The sequence below is a fragment of the Paenibacillus sp. J31P316 genome, from assembly GCF_056269105.1.
Genome location: NZ_JBWDNI010000006.1, coordinates 16,431 through 35,261, shown reverse-complemented (window position 1 = coordinate 35,261; position 18,831 = coordinate 16,431). Strand labels below are relative to the sequence as shown.

At 57.3% G+C, this 18,831-nt stretch carries 12 protein-coding genes; 11 read left to right on the top strand and 1 reads right to left on the bottom strand.

Features of this window, described 5'->3' with window-relative positions; genetic code table 11:
- Positions 1-136 precede the first annotated feature (136 nt).
- Entirely contained in the window at positions 137-745 is a 609-nt protein-coding gene (locus AC0YNU_RS19400) for a TetR/AcrR family transcriptional regulator (protein ID WP_475759617.1), read from the top strand.
- A 110-nt stretch (positions 746-855) separates the two neighbouring features.
- On the opposite strand, the gene AC0YNU_RS19395 is transcribed toward AC0YNU_RS19400, so the two are convergent.
- Positions 856-1,491, bottom strand: a complete 636-nt coding sequence (locus AC0YNU_RS19395; RefSeq protein WP_475759615.1) for a fumarylacetoacetate hydrolase family protein — start codon at positions 1,489-1,491, stop codon at positions 856-858.
- A gap of 191 nt (positions 1,492-1,682) precedes the next feature.
- On the opposite strand from AC0YNU_RS19395, the gene AC0YNU_RS19390 reads away from it, so the two are divergent.
- The 10 genes from AC0YNU_RS19390 to AC0YNU_RS19345 all read left to right on the top strand — a co-directional run bounded on the left by AC0YNU_RS19390 (position 1,683) and on the right by AC0YNU_RS19345 (position 18,799).
- Complete coding sequence (locus tag AC0YNU_RS19390; protein WP_475759613.1) at positions 1,683-3,044, top strand: extracellular solute-binding protein; 1,362 nt, start codon at positions 1,683-1,685, stop codon at positions 3,042-3,044.
- Between the two features lie 131 nt (positions 3,045-3,175).
- Entirely contained in the window at positions 3,176-4,066 is an 891-nt protein-coding gene (locus AC0YNU_RS19385) for a carbohydrate ABC transporter permease (RefSeq protein WP_475759611.1), read from the top strand.
- Positions 4,067-4,083: 17 nt separating this feature from the next.
- Positions 4,084-4,908, top strand: coding sequence for a carbohydrate ABC transporter permease (locus AC0YNU_RS19380; RefSeq protein WP_475759609.1), 825 nt, complete (start codon positions 4,084-4,086; stop codon positions 4,906-4,908).
- 78 nt (positions 4,909-4,986) lie between these two features.
- Complete coding sequence (locus AC0YNU_RS19375) at positions 4,987-6,819, top strand: sensor histidine kinase (RefSeq protein WP_475759966.1); 1,833 nt, start codon at positions 4,987-4,989, stop codon at positions 6,817-6,819.
- Positions 6,797-7,972, top strand: coding sequence for a response regulator (locus AC0YNU_RS19370; RefSeq protein WP_475759964.1), 1,176 nt, complete (start codon positions 6,797-6,799; stop codon positions 7,970-7,972). Before AC0YNU_RS19375 ends, AC0YNU_RS19370 begins: the two co-directional genes overlap by 23 nt.
- Before the next feature lie 750 nt (positions 7,973-8,722).
- On the top strand, positions 8,723-9,742 hold the full coding sequence (locus tag AC0YNU_RS19365; protein ID WP_475759608.1) for an iron-hydroxamate ABC transporter substrate-binding protein: 1,020 nt from the start codon (positions 8,723-8,725) through the stop codon (positions 9,740-9,742).
- A 232-nt stretch (positions 9,743-9,974) separates the two neighbouring features.
- On the top strand, positions 9,975-10,991 hold the full coding sequence (locus AC0YNU_RS19360) for an ABC transporter substrate-binding protein (protein ID WP_475759606.1): 1,017 nt from the start codon (positions 9,975-9,977) through the stop codon (positions 10,989-10,991).
- A gap of 68 nt (positions 10,992-11,059) precedes the next feature.
- The gene (locus AC0YNU_RS19355; protein WP_475759603.1) at positions 11,060-11,983 is read left to right on the top strand and encodes an ABC transporter permease; all 924 of its coding nucleotides are present in this window, start codon (positions 11,060-11,062) and stop codon (positions 11,981-11,983) included.
- Positions 11,983-12,777, top strand: a complete 795-nt coding sequence (locus AC0YNU_RS19350) for an ABC transporter ATP-binding protein (protein ID WP_475759601.1) — start codon at positions 11,983-11,985, stop codon at positions 12,775-12,777. The genes AC0YNU_RS19355 and AC0YNU_RS19350 overlap by 1 nt, the downstream gene beginning before the upstream one ends.
- 235 nt (positions 12,778-13,012) lie before the next feature.
- Complete coding sequence (locus AC0YNU_RS19345) at positions 13,013-18,799, top strand: carboxypeptidase regulatory-like domain-containing protein (protein ID WP_475759599.1); 5,787 nt, start codon at positions 13,013-13,015, stop codon at positions 18,797-18,799.
- Positions 18,800-18,831 lie beyond the last annotated feature (32 nt).

Here is an 18,831-nt window from a genome sequence, read left to right as displayed (position 1 = left end):
ATGGTTCGTTCATTGTGGCGCTATGGTCTAAACGCTTATAATAATAGCAATCCGTCAGCCGAATAGATGACATTTTCCCCGAAAATGTAGTCTTGCCGCGAAGTTGGCGAACATGCGCAAGGGTGGGAACCCAGGTATGACCAAAGCCGTTCAAGAATCGGATGCCAGAATCGTCCGCTCGCGCGATCAGTTGAAGTCGGCGCTGCTCGAGCTGCTGGCCGAGAAGCCGTTCAGCCAGATCCGAACCAAGGAAATCGCCGGGCGCGCCCGCATGAATAGAGTGACCTTCTACGATCATTATGCGGCGAAGGAAGACTTGCTCGAAGAACTCATCGATGACGTGCTGACGGAATACGCGGACATCATCGAGAATACGCCGAGCAATCTGATCGCCCAATGGCCTCCCATGCTGCTCGTCAAAACGATTCGGCAGTCGATCCGGCATATCGGGAAGCATGCGGAATTCTACCGTATCCTGCTGCTGACGAACGGCGTGCCCGATCTGACGAGTCGACTGCATGATCAGATGAGCCGTTCGCTGCATATCTCACTCGGTCGAATGAGCACGAAGCATGCCGATATCGACTACGACCTCTTCATCGATTGGATCATCGGCGGCGCGATCGCCATCTATAAATATTGGCTGCAAGGCGGCATGAAACAGACCGAAGAAGATATCGCGAAGCAAATGCTTCGCATCACGCTGGCCGCAGGCCAGGTGTTTAACCCGCGTCGCTCCTATTAGGCGTAGGCGGCAGCCGCCTGCATGGACAAGGGCATACGGCTGCCGCATCAAATAAATGAAAGGGCCGCCCCGACGTCAACAATCTGACGCCGGGGCGGCCCTTTTCCATATTAGATCAGATCCACATACAGCGGACCGAACGTCTCTTCCTTGCCGCCGGCGACAAGCTTCAGCTCCAGCGCGTCGCCGTCCGCAAGCGGTCCGACGCCGGCCGGCGTGCCGGTGTAGATAATATCGCCGGCGCCGAGTCCCATGCGCGTGCCGATGAAGTCGATCAGCTGCTGCAGCGAGAAGATCATGTCGCGCGGCGAGCCGGATTGCACGGTCTCGTCGTTCTTGATGAGACTGAAGACGACATCTCCGAAAGCCTCCACGCCTCCGAACGGCTGAAACGGCCCCAGCACGGCCGAGCCGATGAAGCCTTTGGCAAGCAGCCACGGGTGACGCTTCTCTTTCAGCTGCGACTGCAAGTCGCGGGCGGTCAGATCGATGCCGAGCGCGATGCCGTCCACGAGCTCGTCCGCGGTCATGCCCGGCTTATAGGTTTGTCCGATGCGAGCGACAATCTCGAGCTCATAGTGGATCTCGCCGATCGAGCCGGGCAGCGCCAGCTTGCCGCTTGCCGGATGCAGCGCGTGCGTCGGCTTGGAGAAGATCATCGGCTCCTCCGGCACGTCATTGCCAAGCTCCTTTGCATGCAGCGCATAATTGCGGCCGACGCAGTAAATGTTGCGAATATCTTCCATGTTTCCTATTCTCCTTCGCTTACGAGGTCTATTTTTCCATCATTCCCTAATGATAGCACGAGAGGGGGGTAAACTTCATATCTGGTCGCCAGCACCTTAAAAAAGCAAACCTCATCCCTTGATTTCGCGCATTGTTGAAAAGGGGTTGGTACATGATAATAAGCGTATATTAACCCAAGGGGGATTCAAAGATGGTTAAAAAGTCTACGAAAACAGCAGCAATTGCTTTGACCGCGGCAGCACTGCTTCTAGGCGCGACGGCATGCGGCAACAAAAACGATGATAATACGAATACAAATACCGGCAATACAGGCACGAACGCGGGTACGAACGCCGGCACGAACGCAGGCGCAAGCGACGAGAAAGTAACGATTACGTTCCAGAACATCTACCCGGATCCGGCGACCCCTTCCTACAAAATGCTCCACGCGATCGTAGATCAATACCAAAAGGATCACCCGAACGTAACGATCTCTCTCGACTCGATGAACACGGACCAACAAAAGCTGAAACTGAAGACGCAAGCGGCTTCCAACACGGTGCCGGACATCACGATCGTCAACCCGTCCGCTCAATTGCAGCCTTACGTCAAAGTGCTTGCTCCGCTGAACGACATGATCGATCAGAACGGCCTGAAAGACACGTTCCAAAAAGGCCTGCTCGACTATTACAGCGTCGACGGCAACACATACGCATTGCCGGACGGCAACAACATCGAAGTCGTTTATTACAATAAAGACCTGTTCCAACAAGCGGGCATCACGGCTCCTCCGACGACGTTCGACGAGTTCTTGGCGGACGTAAAAGCATTGCGCGCGAAAAACATCACGCCGATCGCGATCGGCGAGAAAGATTCCTGGACCGGTTCGTTCCTGTTCATGAACATCCTGCTCCGCACGAACGGCGGCCCTGGCTTCCTGCAAGACGTCGTTGACGGCAAGAAAACATTCAAAGACCCTGCATTCACGGAAGCCGTATCCGCTATGCAAGATCTGATTCAAGCCAAAGCGTTCGAAGACGGCGCAACGTCCATCGATTACAACACGGGCGGCAATCTCTTCAAAACAGGCAAAGCGGCTATGATGGTTATGGGTACTTGGGAGACGGGCGCAGTCGACGCATCCGCCATCGGCCCGAAAGCAGGGGTATTCAAATTCCCTACCGTTAACGGCAAAGGCGATCCGGATCAATTCATGCTCGCTCCGGGCTCCGCGTTCGCGGTATCGGCGAACAGCAAACACCTGCAAGCGACGAAGGATTTCCTGAACTACTTCATGACGGAAATGCCGAAGAAACAATTCGAGCTGAAAAACGCCGTGGGCAGCGGTCAAATCATCGAAGGCGACTTCAAAGCCGCTGGCTACTCGCAGCTCGCAATCGACACGCTGGACCTGTTCAAAGGCGTTAAAGGCGGCGACCTGGCATTCGATAACACGATGAAGCCGGCCATCGCGCAAGCTCACTTGAGCAGCATCCAAAACATGTTCGTCCAAAAGGTTGATCCGGCTGCAGTAGCCGCTGAGCACCAATCCGCTTTCGACGCTAACAAATAAGACGCTTCAACCAGCCTTGGTTGCGGGTGGAATCGCTCCGGCGGCTCCGCCCCAATCGGCTTTCTTTCCCCGCCCGGATTCCTTCCGACGGTCGTTATTATCATCTTGCTATGAATCAGGAGGCAACCCCAGTGAATGTTTTAAAAGTACCGGCCCGCACAATCGCCGTATTCGTCCTGCCGTGTCTACTTATTTACATCGGTCTCGTGTTTGTTCCCATTATCGTATCCATTTACGACAGCACGTTGGATTGGGACGGCATCAATACGGCGAAGCATATCGGGATCGATAACTTTAAGACGATGTTCGCGCACGATGCGAACTTCTGGCCAGCCGTCCGCCACACCTTGATGTATGCCGTCTTCTCCATGCTTGAAATTCCGATTTGCTTGTTTATCGCGGCACTGATGAATCGCTACGTCAAGAAAGCGAACACGCTCGTGTCGATTTATTTCGTCCCTGTCATTTTGTCCACCGTCATCATCGGCCAATTGTGGAAAACGGTCTATAATCCGGCGGAAATGGGCGGTATGCTGAACGGCATTCTGAATTCGATCGGTCTTGACAGCTGGACGCGCAGCTGGCTCACGGAGCCGAAAATCGCGATGTATTGCTTGTATATCGTATCGCTCTGGCAATATTTCGGTTATCACCTACTTATTCAATTCACGGGCGTTCAGAACATCCCGCAAGAAGTATACGAGGCAGCCAAGATCGACGGCGCCGAAGGTTTCAAATCCGATTGGTACATCACGTATCCGATGGCTGTTCCGATCTTCAAAATTTCTATCGTACTCGCGTTTATCGGCTCTTTGCAGTCGTTCGACCTCGTTTGGGTCATGACTGGCGGCGGTCCCGCGCACGCGACGGACACGATTGCGACGCTCATGTACACGAGCTCCTTCTCGTCTAATCAATACGGTTACGGAAGCGCGATCGCTACGTTCCTCGTTGTCATGTGTCTGGTCGTTACGGTCATTATCAACGCCGTGTTCAAAAAAGTCGAAGCGAAGTACAGCTAGAAGGGAGAACGGCAATCATGAAGGCAATTTCAAAATGGGTCGTATATTTACTGCTGGCGATCCTCGTTATTACGCAAATTTATCCATTGTTTTGGCTCGTTCTGTACTCGCTCAAGACGAACGATCAGATTCTCGGCGGCAGCTTCTTCTCGATGCCGACGACGCCGCAATGGGCTAACTATAAAGCCGCCTACACGAGCGGACATTACTTGCAATATCTCGGCAACAGCGTGCTTGTCACCTGCGTGACGCTGCTGTGCGTCATCGTATTCAGTTCCATGGTCGCTTACGCGATCTCGCGCTTCAAATGGAAGTACGGTCCGATCGTCACGCTTATCTTCTTGATGGGCATGATGATTCCGATGTCGGCGACGCTGCTGCCGCTGATGGTTATCTTCAAGAACATTCATATCCTGGATACGCGTTGGGCGCTCATCCTGCCGTATATCGCGTTCTCGACGCCGATCTCGGTCTTTATCCTGAGCGGCTTCATGCGAGGCATTCCGGCAGAGATCGAAGAGTCGGCTTTCATGGACGGCGCGAGCGTGTACCGGATCTTCCGCAGCATCATCCTGCCGGTTTCGGTGCCGCCGATCATGACGGTCATCATTCTGACGTTCATTACGATCTGGAACGAATACATCATGGCCGCGACGTTCATCTCGTCGGAGAAGTTGAAAACTCTCCCATTCGGCATCTATACGTTCGTCAGCCAGTACAACGTCAACTATGGCGCAATCGGCGCATTCCTCATCCTGGGCGCGCTGCCGGTATTGCTCGTATACTTCATCCTTTCCGAACGGATCACGAAAGGTATGGTAGCGGGAGCGGTTAAAGGGTAAGATTAAAGGGTTATGCATAGGGAATGAAGTAAAAAGGGTAAGCAAGAAGGAATGCTGCCTTGGAAGGGCGGTAACGGCGTGAAGCGCGGTTTTCATTCCATTCAATATCGGCTGTTCGTGCTATTCTTGATCAGCATGTCCGCGATCGTGCTTACGGTCAGCGTGCTGTACTACAACCGTACGACGGTACAATTTCATGAGAAGATCAGCAGCCTGTCGAAGCAGAACGTATCGCAGACGGCAGGCTTGTTCGATCTTCTTCTGAAAGGGTATGACAGCTTGTCCAAATCCGTCATCGGCAATAACGATCTTAATCGCATATTGAGCAATCCCCAAATCGACAGCCCTGCTGTCGATTATTTTAATGAGCGGGCCATTACCAATATTTTGGGAGCCGCTTTTTTGTCGCAAGACGACCTCATCGGCATTCATGTGCTGACGGATAAAGGGAAAGTCTATAATTACGGTAACTATGCCAATGTCATCAACCCGGACTACAAGACGACCGGATGGTATGGCCTCATCGCGGCTTCGACCGGCGACATGCAGTGGCTCGGCGTGTTCGATCACTCCATCATCGACCAAGTGGATGACCGCGCCGTCTTCGCGTTCGGACGGCCGATCTACGATCTCAACAATCATCGGCCGATCGGCGTTGCCTTGTTCGAGACGAATCCGGAGGCGATCATCGCCGCCATGGATAATTTGAAGCTCGGCGCGCACAGCGAGGTTTTCCTGATGAACAGCAAGGGAGATATTATCTCCACGACCGCCTTCCATTGGGATCCCGCGTGGCTGTCGAGCTTGCCGCGTCCGCGGAACGGCGTGCCGGTCGTCGAGGAGCAAGACAAACAGCTGATCGTCGCTTCGCAGCTGCCGTTCGCGGACTGGACGGTGCTTAGCGTGACGCCGGCCCGGGATCTGAACGTGGAGCTGACGGAGACGAAGCGGTTCCTGATCATCGTCGGCGCCATTCTCGTCGTGTTCTCCGTGCTGCTCGCGACGATCTTCTCCCGGACGCTCTCATCGCCGCTGAAGCGGCTGATCTCCGAGATGAAGCAGGTCGAGATCGGGAATTTCCGCGGGTCGCTTAACGTGACGTCTTATCGGGAAATCAATATTTTGGTGGCATCCTTCAACCAGATGGTTAATCATATCGCGGAGCTGATTGAGCGGGTGAAGGTATCCTCGATCAGCGAGAAGAACGCGGAGCTGCAGGCGCTGCAATCGCAGGTCAATCCGCATTTTCTGTATAACACGCTCGACATGATTTATTGGATGCTGGACGAGAAGGGGCATGACCGCCTCGGCGAGGTCGTGCTCTCGCTGTCCCGTCTGTTCCGCTACAGCAGCCACTGGGTGGATGGCGCCGCCGTCACGCTTCGGCAAGAGACGGAGCAAATCCAGCATTATTTGAACATTATCGTGACGCGCCTTGAAGGGCGTTTGACGGTCAAGGTGGATGTCAGCGAGCCTTGGATGAGCATCGCGCTGCCCAAAATGACGCTGCAGCCCGTCATCGAGAACGCCGTCAAGCATGGCCTTGAGCCGCTTGTCGATCGCCCCGGCGTGCTGCGCGTTTATACGGAACAAGACGACCGCCAGCTGCGCATCATGGTCGAAGATAACGGCATCGGCATGGATGCGGAGACGCTGGCGCAGCTGCATGCGGTGCTGGAACGGGCGAAGGACGATACGGCATCGGACGTGAACGAAGAGTCGGAACGCCGCGAGGGCGGCATCGGTCTCGTCAACCTGCAGCGGCGCATTCAGCATATGTTCGGGGAAGCGTACGGGCTTGAATTGCGAAGCGAGCCGAACCGGGGGACGACGGCGATCATTACGATTCCGCTCCCGCTACAAAAGGAAGGAGGCGCTGCACTTGGCAGTGAACATCCTCATCGCGGATGACGAAAGCGTCATTCGAGAAGGTGTGAAACGAACCATTAACCGGGCTTTTCCCGACTACCATATTCATCTGGCCGGCTCCGCGGAGGAGGCGGTCAGTATTATCGACGAGCAGCCTATCGATATCGTGCTGACGGATATTCTCATGCCCGGCATCAACGGGCTGGAGTTCATGAAGATGTCGCGGCGTAAATATCCGCATGTGAAATGGGTCGTGATCTCGGCGCACTCCGAGTTCTCGTATGCCCAAGAGGCGGTGCGGCTTGGCGCGCGCGACTACCTCCTGAAGCCCATCGGGAAGCAGCGGCTTGTCGAGCTGATGGAGCAGCTCGCGGAGGAGGCCAAGACGGAGACGGAGCTGTCGCGCGAAGGCGATCTGCTGAAGCGGAACCTGAAGTATCTCCGCGAGGCGGTCTTCCAGCGGCTAGCTTCGGGGCTGGATATCGGCAATATCGACATTGCGCCGGTGTTCGAGCATTATCCGGATTTTCATCTCGTGATGACGCATATCGAAGAGGCGGTCAAATCGGTTCATCTGGAGCATTTCATCATCGAGAACGTGCTGTCCGAGCTTGTGGACCGGCACGGCGAAGGGTTCGTCGTCAATTTCGACCGGCAGAGCTTACTGGCCATCGTCCATTTCAAGGACTTGGCTCAGGAGGAGGCCATGCTGGCGGAGCTGCGGACCCATCTCGGCCATTATTTGAAGCTGCCGTTCCGCATCTCGCACTCCGGCAACATCACCGACGTTCATGACATTGCCTTGGAAGTGAAGCGGCTCCGCCAGGCCTCCTCCATCCCCGGCTTGGAGCGCGGCGAGGGAAGCGATCGGGCGATCGAGGTTTCCTTGCAGTACTTGAAGGCGCACTACAACGAGGAGCTGTCGCTCGAGAAGGTCGCGTCCGTCGTGTTTCTCAATCCCATCTACTTCAGCCAGCTGTTCAAGCAGAAGACCGGGCAGGGCTACAAGGACTACGTCATCAGCCTGCGCATCGAGCAGGCCAAGGAACTGCTTCGGCAGCACGGCCTGAAGCTTGCCGATATCGCGGAGCGGATCGGCTACGGCGATGTGCGGCACTTCACGCAGGTGTTCCGCAAGAAGATGAACGTGACGCCTACGGAGTATCGTCAAATGATTCTCGCGGAGCGGATGTAGGGGGAGTTTCCCCCTGTGACCCCCTCTTTCCTTCTCTGTAAAGCTGTAAACCTTCAACCTTAAAGCTTTAATCAAAAGCGTTTCACAACCCCCTAAATCCCCCTTGCCTAAGGGGGACCCCAGGGACTCCGTCCCTGGACCCGGGTGTGGCGTGACTGCTACGGGGCCGTCTTCGAACTTGCGTTTGAGGAGGGCTCGTTTTCGTCTGCCTTTGCAGACACACTTTGCTTTTTGCGTGCTTCCTTTCCTTGATGCCTGATGTTGGTAGGTCTAGCACGTGCCGTGCGCGACCTGCTTAACACAACCCCCTAAATCCCCCTTGCCTAAGGGGGACCCCAGGGACTCCGTCCCTGGACTCGGATTTGGCGTGACTGCTACGGGGCCGTCTTCGAACTTGCGTTTGAGGAGGGCTCGTTTTCGTCTGCCTTTGGCAGACACACTTTACTTTTTGCGTGCTTCCTTTCCTTGATGCCTGATGTTGGTAGGTCTAGCACGTGCCGTGCGCTGCTGCAAAGCAATTTAAGTGCTCGACTTCCTGGACCTGGAAACTTGCTGCCTGCTTTGGGGCATCTTTCGTGAGAAATTTAGTGATTGACATCAAGGGAATTAATCGATATTATCGTATTTGTTTGATAATGATTATCAATATCAATAAATGAGGGCGAGGGAGACTCCGCTATTCTGATGCTGATAGGGCATTGGGCTGCGTTGGAGGACATCTGATCGATAACAGGGGGAGAAACGACTGTCATGAGAAAGAAATTTTTATTTAGCGCGCTTATTCTTGTATTCACGCTTATTGCGAGTGCTTGCGGAAACAATTCCAATGAGGCTAACACCAACGCGAGCGCGAACACGAACGCCAACACCGGCACGGACGCGAGCGCAAATGCTGAAACCGGCACGAAAACCAACACTGAATCCAACGCAGAGTCTAGCACGAACACCGGTACTGCCGCAGGCACCATTACATATCAATCGGAGAACGGTCCTGTCGAAGTACCGGCCAATCCGCAGCGCGTAGTCGCGCTTGCCGGATTTTCCGGGCATCTGCATACGCTGGGCATTCCTATCGTAGCGGTTGATGAATGGTCCAAACAGAATCCGAACTTTGCTGCCTATTTAGGCGATACGCCTGAGGTTAACGATGAAGATTTGGAGAAAATCCTCGAGCTGAAGCCGGATCTGATTATCGCGGCGGGCGATGTGAAGAACTTCGACAAGCTGAAACAAATCGCGCCGACGATCACCTATACCTACGGGAAAGTCGCCTACCTGGATCAATTCCTGGAAATCGGCAAGCTGGTGAACAAGGAAGCGGAAGCGCAAGCATGGATTGACGATTTCAAGAAACGCGCCCAAGAGGCAGGCGAGAAAATCCGGACCAAAATCGGCGCTGACGCAACCGTGACGGTCATGGAGAGCTACGAGAAGCAGCTTTATGTTTACGGCGATCATTACACGCGGGGCACGGAAATTTTGTATCAAGAGATGAAATTGAACATGCCCGATAAAGTCAAACAGCAGGCTCAAAAGGAAGGCTACTATGCGCTGTCTACCGAATTGCTGCCGCAGTATGCAGGCGATTATATCGTGTTCAGCAAGGATATTGCGCAAGACAACTCCTTCCAAGAAACGACGATGTACAAAAACCTGACGGCGGTGAAGAACAAGCACGTATTCGAGGTGGATACGAACCGCGCTTACTTCGATGACCCGGTCACGTTGGACTATCTGCTGGATTTCATCGTAAAAAGCTTCTTGGGATAATCCCATCGGTACGGCAGGGCCGTCCTCGAACATTCGTTTGAGGACGGTCCTATTTTTGTTTTTTGCTGCTTCTTCGCGCGTGCCTCTGCGACGCATACTCGGGGTTTATGGCGTGCGTCATAACTACCAGGGCGGTGGTAATTATTGAGAAATTGTGTCCTCGCGACCTATAGCCAAGCCAAGCGGAAGTGCGTTAGCGTGGTAGAGAATGGAAATCGAAGGAGGTAACGTAATGAAGAAAAAGATGCTGGCCGCTCTGCTCTTATCCACGGCGGCGCTCGTGGCGGTGACCGGCTGCGGGAACAAGAACGATAACGCTTCCGGCTCAGGCGCCAAACACTATTCCATTGCGATCTCGCAGTACGTGGAGCATCCGTCGCTCGATGCGACGCGCGAAGGCTTCCTCGCGGCCCTGAAGGACGCGGGCATCGTAGAAGGCGATAACCTCAAGGTCGATATGAACAACGCGCAGGCCGATGCCGGCAACAACCTCGCCATTGCCCAAAAAATCGCATCCGAAGACTACGATCTCGTTCTCGGCATTGCCACGCCGTCCGCGCTCGCCATCGTCCAGCAGGAGAAAGACAAGCCGGTTCTGTTCGCTGCCGTTACGGACCCGCTGAAGGACAAGATCGTCGGCAGTCTGGACAAGCCTGGCGGCAACGTATCCGGCGCTTCCGATACGAATCCGGCGGCAATCACGCAATTGATGGATTTTATCGCGAGCAATTTCGCGGACGTGAAGACCGTCGGCATGGTCATTAACGAGGGCGAATCGAACGCGGTCATCATGGCGGACTATGCGGAGAAGGCGCTTGCGGCGCACGGGATCAAGCTTCTCAAAGCGCCCGTAACGGGAACCTCCGAAGTCAGCCAGGCGGCGGAATCGCTTGTCGGACGGGCGGATGCGCTGTACATTGCGCTGGATAACTCGGTTGTCAGCGGCGTGGATGCCATCATTAAAGTCGCGAACGACAACAAAATCCCGTTCTTCTCGAGCGACCGGGATACGGTCGAAGCGGGAGCTTTTGCAACCGTCGGCTTCAAATACTATGACCACGGCTATCAAGTCGGCCAAATGGCGGTCGATATTCTGAAGAACGGCAAGAAACCGGCGGATATGAAAGTAACCATCCCGGACAAGCTGGATCTGATTCTCAATCTGAAGGCCGCAGAGGCGCAGGGCATCACGGTGACGGACGAGATGAAGAGCGAAGTGAAGGATCAAACGACCAACATTATTGAGTAACCACTAGCGGCAATCAATCGGGGCGGGCGTTAATGGCGCTCGCTCCTTTTCTATGAGGAGGCTGGCCGATGCTGAATGCAATAACGGGAGCGGTAGAGCTGGGTCTGCTGTATGCCTTAATGGCACTCGGCGTCTACATCACCTTCCGTATCCTGGATTTTCCCGATTTGACCGTCGACGGCAGCTACACCACGGGAGGCGCGGTTGCCGCGATCATGATCGCGCACGGGCACAGTCCGATAATCGCGACGCTGTGCGCGTTCGTCTGCGGCTTGGCTGCCGGAGCATGCACGGGACTGCTGCATACGAAAGGCAAGATCAACGGGCTTCTTGCCGGTATTCTAATGATGATCGCGCTGTATTCGATTAATTTGCGTTTGATGGGCAGGCCGAATATTTCGCTCCTCCGTACGGACACCTTGTTCTCGGCCATCTCGGATAACCGTGCCGTGTTCATTCCGGTGCTTGCCGTTGTAGTGCTGGTCGTGAAGCTCCTGCTGGATGCATTTTTGCATACTGACATGGGTCTGGCGCTGCGCGCGACCGGCGACAACGCCCGCATGATTCGCAGTCTGGGCGCGAATACCGATACGGCCAAAATCCTCGGCGTCAGCCTCTCCAACGGACTCGTGGCCTTATCCGGGGCGTTCATCGCGCAGGAGGGCGGCTTTGCGGATATATCCAGCGGGGTCGGCACGATCGTGCTTGGATTGGCTTCCGTTATTATCGGGGAGGCGATTTTCGGTTCCCGTACGGTGTTCCGGGCTACGCTGGCGGTTGTTCTGGGCTCCATCGTATACCGTACGATCTATGCGCTGGCGCTCCGTATCGATCTGCTGGATACGTCGGATTTGAAAATCATGACGGCGCTGATCGTCATTGCGGCTCTGGTCATCCCGACCGTAAGGCGTTCCCTGAGGCAGAAGGCGTTGGCCCGCAGGCGAACCGAGGAGCTGCTGGGCGGGGCAGGCAGCCAGGGAGGTCGAGCGTAATGCTGGAAATCAATCAAGCATCGAAGCTGTTCAACCCGGGGACGCCGGACGAGAAAATCGCGCTCATGAACGTTCGGCTGAAGCTGGACCCGGGCGATTTCGTGACGGTCATCGGCAGCAACGGCGCGGGCAAATCGACGCTGATGAACATCATATCCGGCGTCATGAAGCCGGACATCGGCGAGGTGCGCATCGGCGGCAAAGCGATTCAGCACCTGCCCGAGCATACCCGCAGCCGGTGGATCGGACGCGTGTTCCAGGATCCGATGGCAGGCACGGCTCCGACGATGTCGATCGAGGAGAATTTGGCGATGGCGTACAGACGAGGCAAGAAGCGCGGACTCGGCTGGGGCGTGAACGCTTCCCGCCGGAAGTTGTTTCGCGAGGAGTTAAGCCGTCTCGGCATTGGACTGGAGGAGCGGCTCGGCGCCAAAGCAGGCCTACTGTCCGGCGGCGAACGGCAGGCGCTTAGCCTGCTGATGGCAACGTTCACGCAGCCGCAGATTCTGCTGCTGGACGAGCATACGGCGGCGCTTGACCCGGCGCGCGCGGCGCTCATAACGGCGCTCACGGAGGAGATCGTTCGCGAGACAAGGCTCACGACGCTGATGGTCACGCATAACATGGAGCAGGCGATCCGCTTGGGCAATCGCTTGATCATGATGGACAAGGGACGCATCATCCTGGACGTTCCGGAGTCGCGCAAGGGCAGCTTGACCGTTCCGCAGCTGCTCGGTGAATTCGAGCGAATCAGCGGCAGCCCGTTGTCGGACGATCGGATCGTCCTGGGCTGAGCGAGTCGGGATAGCAAGAGAAGGGAACAAGAGAAGGCTGGCAGGGAGGCTGGCGGAATGACTGGCAGAATGGCGAGCAGGTGAAGGCAATAGGCCTTCACCTGCTTTTTATTAGTCCAACGTTAGGGATCGATCCGGAGAAAGCAGCGTACGGCTTGGCTTCTTCTTGATCGACCGGGCGCCGCATACATTGGCAATAGCGCGCACCAACAGCGATGCAAAGGAGGCAAGAAGAATGGCGTTCCCTTCCAATATCCAGTTCGTTCCCATTCGCGCCGGAGGCGTTATTCCGTCAGACCCCGCAGGGGACGTGACGCCCAGTTCCATGGACATTGTCGGGGATGCGCGTTTCCCTCCGGCGTATTTCGCTTACGACGGCCAAAATGTTTATTTCCGTCTGCGGCTGCAGGGCGATCCCAGATCCAATACGAGCTTTCAAAATCTGATCTGGGGCGTGCTGCTCGCCTTCGGCGGCGATCCGCAGTCGTACCAATGGATGTTCGCGGTCAATGGCGGCAGAAGCTGGATCACGCTCGTCCAGAACCGGACCAAAGGAAGCGCCCCGCTGACGGACCCGCCCGAGGGCTCGGACGGCGCCGGATTCCCGAATTTTCACCGCCCGATCAACAATTTCGACCTCGCCCGCGCCCGCCTGACGGACGACGGCTCGACTTTCGGGGGCAGCAGCAATTACTTCATCGACTTCTTCGTCGATACGGGTACGTTCTTCAGCCAGCTGGTCATTAATGCATCGACGCCGGTGAGGCTGTTATTCTTCACGTCGACCACGACGCAGCAATTCGATAAAGACTCGCTGCCGTTCTCCGATCCGGTGACGTTCAACCAAGCCAATGTCCGGGCATCCCTGCAGGCGCAGGAGACGCTTCTCGCGGCGCCTGTCGTCATCACGGCCGGCGGACCGGTGTCATTGACGGCGAGGCTTGCGGTGAGCAACGCCGGATCCAGCGGCGCCTTGGCCGTGTTCGCCACCCTGCCGTTCGAGGCGGCTTCCGTGTCGTCCTTGAACATAGACGCGGCGACGCTGGGCAATGCCAACTATAACGCGTCCACCGGCACGCTGAGCTGGAACATCGGCAACCTGGCCAGCGGCCAGACGGCAGAGCTGACGTTCACCCTGACAGCGGTATTCACGACCTCCGGCGAGCGCAGCTTGAACAGCTTCGCGGTCTCGGGGATCGACCAATTCACGGGCAATACGCTGCCGTCCGTGACGGGCGCTCAGCAGGTGACGGTCCAGGCATCCGGCAGCGTATCCGGCATTGTGCAAAATACCGCGTCAGGTCAAGTACTCCAGGGCGTATCGGTGCAGCTTCTTCCCGGCGGCGCTGCGACGACGACCGGAGCCGATGGCGGCTACGGACTGACGGGCATCGCGCCTGGCAGCTACTCGCTGCAATTCTCCCTGGCCAATTTTGCGACGCAGCAGATCCCCGTGGCGATTGCCCCCCAGCAAACGCTCGCCGTCAATGCGCTGCTTGCTCCGCTGCCTTCTTCGATCCGCGGGGGCGTAACCTCGGCTGCCGACGGCATGCCCATCGGCGGTGCGGTGCTGCGTATCGAGGACTCCGTCGGCGCGCCGATCGCGCAAGTAACGACGGCGCCTGACGGATCCTACGCGTTGTCCGGACTGCCTGCCGGGAAGCTGCAAATCAGCGCCGGAGCAGAAGGATTCCAGCTGTCGACAGCGGTCTTTACCACCCTTCCCGGAGCGGAATCGACGTTTAACATCGTCCTTCGCGTCGCGCCCGGCGGGGTCATCGGAGTCGTTGCGGATGCAGCAGGGCTGCCGATCGCCGGGGCTGCCGTCACGCTGCTGAACGAGCAGACGGTTACGCAAGTGGACGTAACGACGAACGCAGCCGGGCAATACTCGCTTCTATTGCTCGTCCCCGGTATCGTCTATTTGATTCGCGCGGCAGCACCGGGTTTTACGGCTTCGGCTTCGTCGGTAAGGGTCCGGCCGGGGGTGACAGCGACGGTCAATTTCACGCTGGCTCCGACTCCCGGCAGCTTGTCAGGCGTCGTCACGGAATCGCAAGTCGGGCAGCTGCTTGCGGGCGCGGCGGTCCGCCTTGCCGATGTAAGAGGCCTTGACCTGGAGACGACGGCGACGGATGCGGCCGGCCGGTTCTTCTTCGATTCGCTTGCTTCGGGTGCGTACACGCTGCAAGTCAACGCGTCCGGCTTCGCCAATCAATCGGTCGGTGCCATCGTGCAATCGGGGCAGAACACGGAGGTCACCATTGCGCTTACAAGGCAAACGGGGACGATCAGCGGCCGGGTAACGGCTTTCGGGGGCGCTCCGATCGCCAACGCCGAAGTGAGCGTCGTCCTCAGCGGTGCCGTCATTATCCGGACGATTACGGACGCGGATGGCAGTTTCTTTATTCCGAGCTTGTATCCGCAATCTTATATCGTGATCGCGGGAGCGGATGGCTTCGCGATGCAGTCTCTAGGCGTGCTGGTGGAGCCGCTGCTGGAATCGTCGCTGGAATTCGCGCTCATTCGGCAGACAGGGAGTATCAGCGGGTTCATAACCGATGCTTCCGGGGGACCGCTTGCGGGAGCGACGATCAACGTGCTGGTCAATTTTCTTACGGTGACGACGCAAGCCGCGCTGGTCATTTCGGACGACGCCGGCTTCTACAGCTTGTCCGGCTTGCTGCCCGGGCAATATACGATTACAGCATCCTTGAAAGGTTTTCAAACGGCGATCGGCGTCGTGATGGTACTGGAGCTGCAAAATACCGAGCAATCCTTCGCGCTGCTGGCGAATCCGGGGAGACTGGAGGGCTTGGTGCTGAATGATCAGGAGCAGCCAATTACGGATATTACCGTGTCCGTTGTCATTTCAAGCTCGAACGGAGCTACCGTATCCGCGGTATTTGCCGGTAACGACGGGCGTTACGTCAGCGGCGACCTGGCTCCCGGCTTCTATACGCTCTTGGCTAACGCCAGCGGCTTCAGGTCGGATCAGGCGACCCGACAGGTCGACGCGGGTCAAACGGTGTCGGCCAACATCATTCTGATACCGCTGCCGGGCGCCGTTCAAGGTACGATAACGGATGATCGCACGGGAGCTCCTGTACCGGGGGCGACGGTCAGAGCGCTGACGCAGAACGGCGTCGGGCTGGACGCCGTGCTGACAGACAGCGAAGGCTTCTATCGGTTGGAAGGTTTACGTCCGGGGGGGTATTCCATTGTCGCTTCTTCTCCCGTCTACGAGTACCTCGTCGTCGGCGCGATCGTGCTCGCGGATACGGTCACCCAGGCGGACATTCGGTTGAGCCAATTGACGGGCGATTTGACGGGCGCCGTTGAGCCGCCGATCGCCGGCGTGCTCATTCAGCTGTACACGGACCGCAATGTGCTCCTCGACAATACGTACACCGATATGAACGGCAACTTCCGATTCATGGTCCTGAATGCCGGGAACTACGTGTTATCGGCGGAAGCCGTTCATTACTCATCCAATCCCGTCGGCCTAACGATCGTTCCGGGGCAAACGTCGCAGGCGGTCATTCGGCTTGTGCCCAATCCGGGCGTCATCAGAGGCACCGTCAAGGATGAGCAGGGAATTCCCGTTTCGAATGCAACGGTTCTCGTACTGGACCGCAACGAAACGGTCAGGGGCATCGGGCAAACGGGGCAGTTCGGCGCCTATGCAGTCGGGAACCTTCAAGAAGGGACGCTGAGCCTCGTCGTATCGGCGCCGGGCTTCGCCAATGCGCTGGGAGCGGTGAAGCTGCCGCCGGGAGGCGACATTCCGGGCATCGACTTCGTGTTAATCGCCAACTCCGGCGGCATCAGCGGGCTGGTCACGGACGCGGACACGGGAGCAGTCATTGCCTCCGCGCAAATCGAGGTGCGTCAGTCCGATGCCTCCGGCATCGTCATTGCCTTCGCGGCCACCAGCGAATTCGGCGAATTCGTCGTCGATAATCTTCGTCCTGCCTCCTATGCGGTATTGGCATTCGCGCGCGGCTTCGCGTCCCGAGCCATCGGCGCAATCGTGCAGAGCGACATCCGGACTAGCGCGTTCATCAGTCTGAGCGGGCTGAAAGGCTCCATCTCCGGCACGATTCAAGGGCAAGGGGGAGCGGAGGTTGCTGCCGACGGCACATTCGTTAAGTTGTTCACCGTGGCCGGCGCCTTGATCGAGACGCTGTTCGCGGACAATGACGGCAACTTCTCCATTGCCGACCTTGCTCCGGGCACTTACGTGCTCAGCGTATCCGCGATCGGTTTCATTACGGATACGCAGACCGTATATCTGGAAGCGGGCAGGAGCGAGACCGTAGCCTTCACGCTGTTTCCCGAAGTTATCAGCATAACAGGGCAGGTCGTGGACGCCGATACGGGCAGTCCCATCGCGGGCGCGCTGATCGGCATCAACGGCAGAATCGCCTTTCCGATCGAATCGTTGACCGCGGACAATAATGGGGAATTCGTCTACACCTCGCTTCCCGTCGGCCGATTGACGTTATTCGCGTCGGCGGTCGGCTATGGGGCTGCGTCAGCGGCGATTAATGCTTTGCCCGGGAAACCGATTCATCTGGTCTTTCGGCTGCAGCCCGATCCCGGTACCGTCTTCGGCTTCGTAACCGACTTCGATGACGGGACGGCGCTGGTCGGGGCGGAGATCAAGCTGTTCAATCGGAGCCAGGTGCAATTGGCATCCGTGTTGACGGATAACAGCGGCATGTACACGTTCAACGAGCTTGCGCAGGGCAATTACTTGAGCATTGCCTCGTCGAGGGGGTTTGCTTCCAGCCAAGGCGCTTTCGCCATTGCTCCCGGCCAAGCGACCAAGTACAGCTTTGCGCTGCAGCCGCTGCCCGGTTCGCTGACGGGCGCGGTGACGGATATTTCCGGGCGCCCGATTCCGAATGCGGCGATCATCCTGCGGCCGTTGAACAATTTTGCGGGACCGCTTGCGCTGACGACGACGAACGGCGGCGGCGTCTACCTGCTGGATGAGTTGTCCGCAGGGAACTATACCTTGAATTTGGCGCAATTCGGGTTCGAGACGAAACAATCCTCCTTCTATGTCGGGCGCGGGGAGCGGGTCGTTCAGAACTTCGTCCTCCAGGCGACGCCGGCGATCGTGGAAGGCATCGTGACCGATCCCGATTCGGGCCAGCCGATCCAGGACGTGCTCGTGACGGGAATCAACAGCAATGGCATTATCATCGGGCAAGGCGTGACGGATGCCGAAGGCTTTTATTCCATTGGCACGGGCACGGAGGCGCAGCTATGGATCATCGGTGTCAAGGACGGGCGCCAATTCGGCGAAACGTCGGCGCTGCTCGCGCCGGGCCAGCGGGCGAGCTTGAATTTGACGTTGGCGGGAGGGCCGTCCATGATCAGCGGAACGACGCGCAATGCGGCGACCGGATCGCCGATATCCGGCGTCGTGCTATCCGTGCTTACGCTGCAGCATATCGTCATCGAATCGATACCGAGCGATGGGGACGGCGTATTCGCGTTTAATACCCTCGCTCCCGGCACTTATTTCGTATCCGCGACGTCGCCGTTCTACGGCTCGACTTCTCAGCGGGTTACCGTCGCCCGCGGGGGCGCCGCCGTTCTCGTCTTCGACTTGTCTCCGACCTTCGGGGGCTTGAGGGGGACGATCCGCGATATCGCGGGCAATCCGTTGAACCTGGCACTGGTGGAAATCTTCCTGGAGGAAGTCATGCGGTCCGCGGCGGCGCAGCCGGTCCCATCGCGTTCGCGCGCCAAAGCAAGAACCAAGGCCAGGCCGAAGGCCAAAATTTCAGCGCTGCAGGAAGCGCTGGCCCTTCCCGTGAGCGGCACCTTCATGCGTTCGTCGATCAGCGCCGTGGACGGCGGTTACGCGATCTCCAACCTGCCGCCGGGCATGCTGGTCGCGGGATTCTCGTTCCCCGAGAAGATGACCGCACTGCGAGAACCGGTCATTAACGCGGGGCAGTTTACGCTGCTGGATATCGTGTTGGAGGATGAGGAAGAGGAATAGGTGCGCATGACGCGGACGGGAGCAGCGGCAGT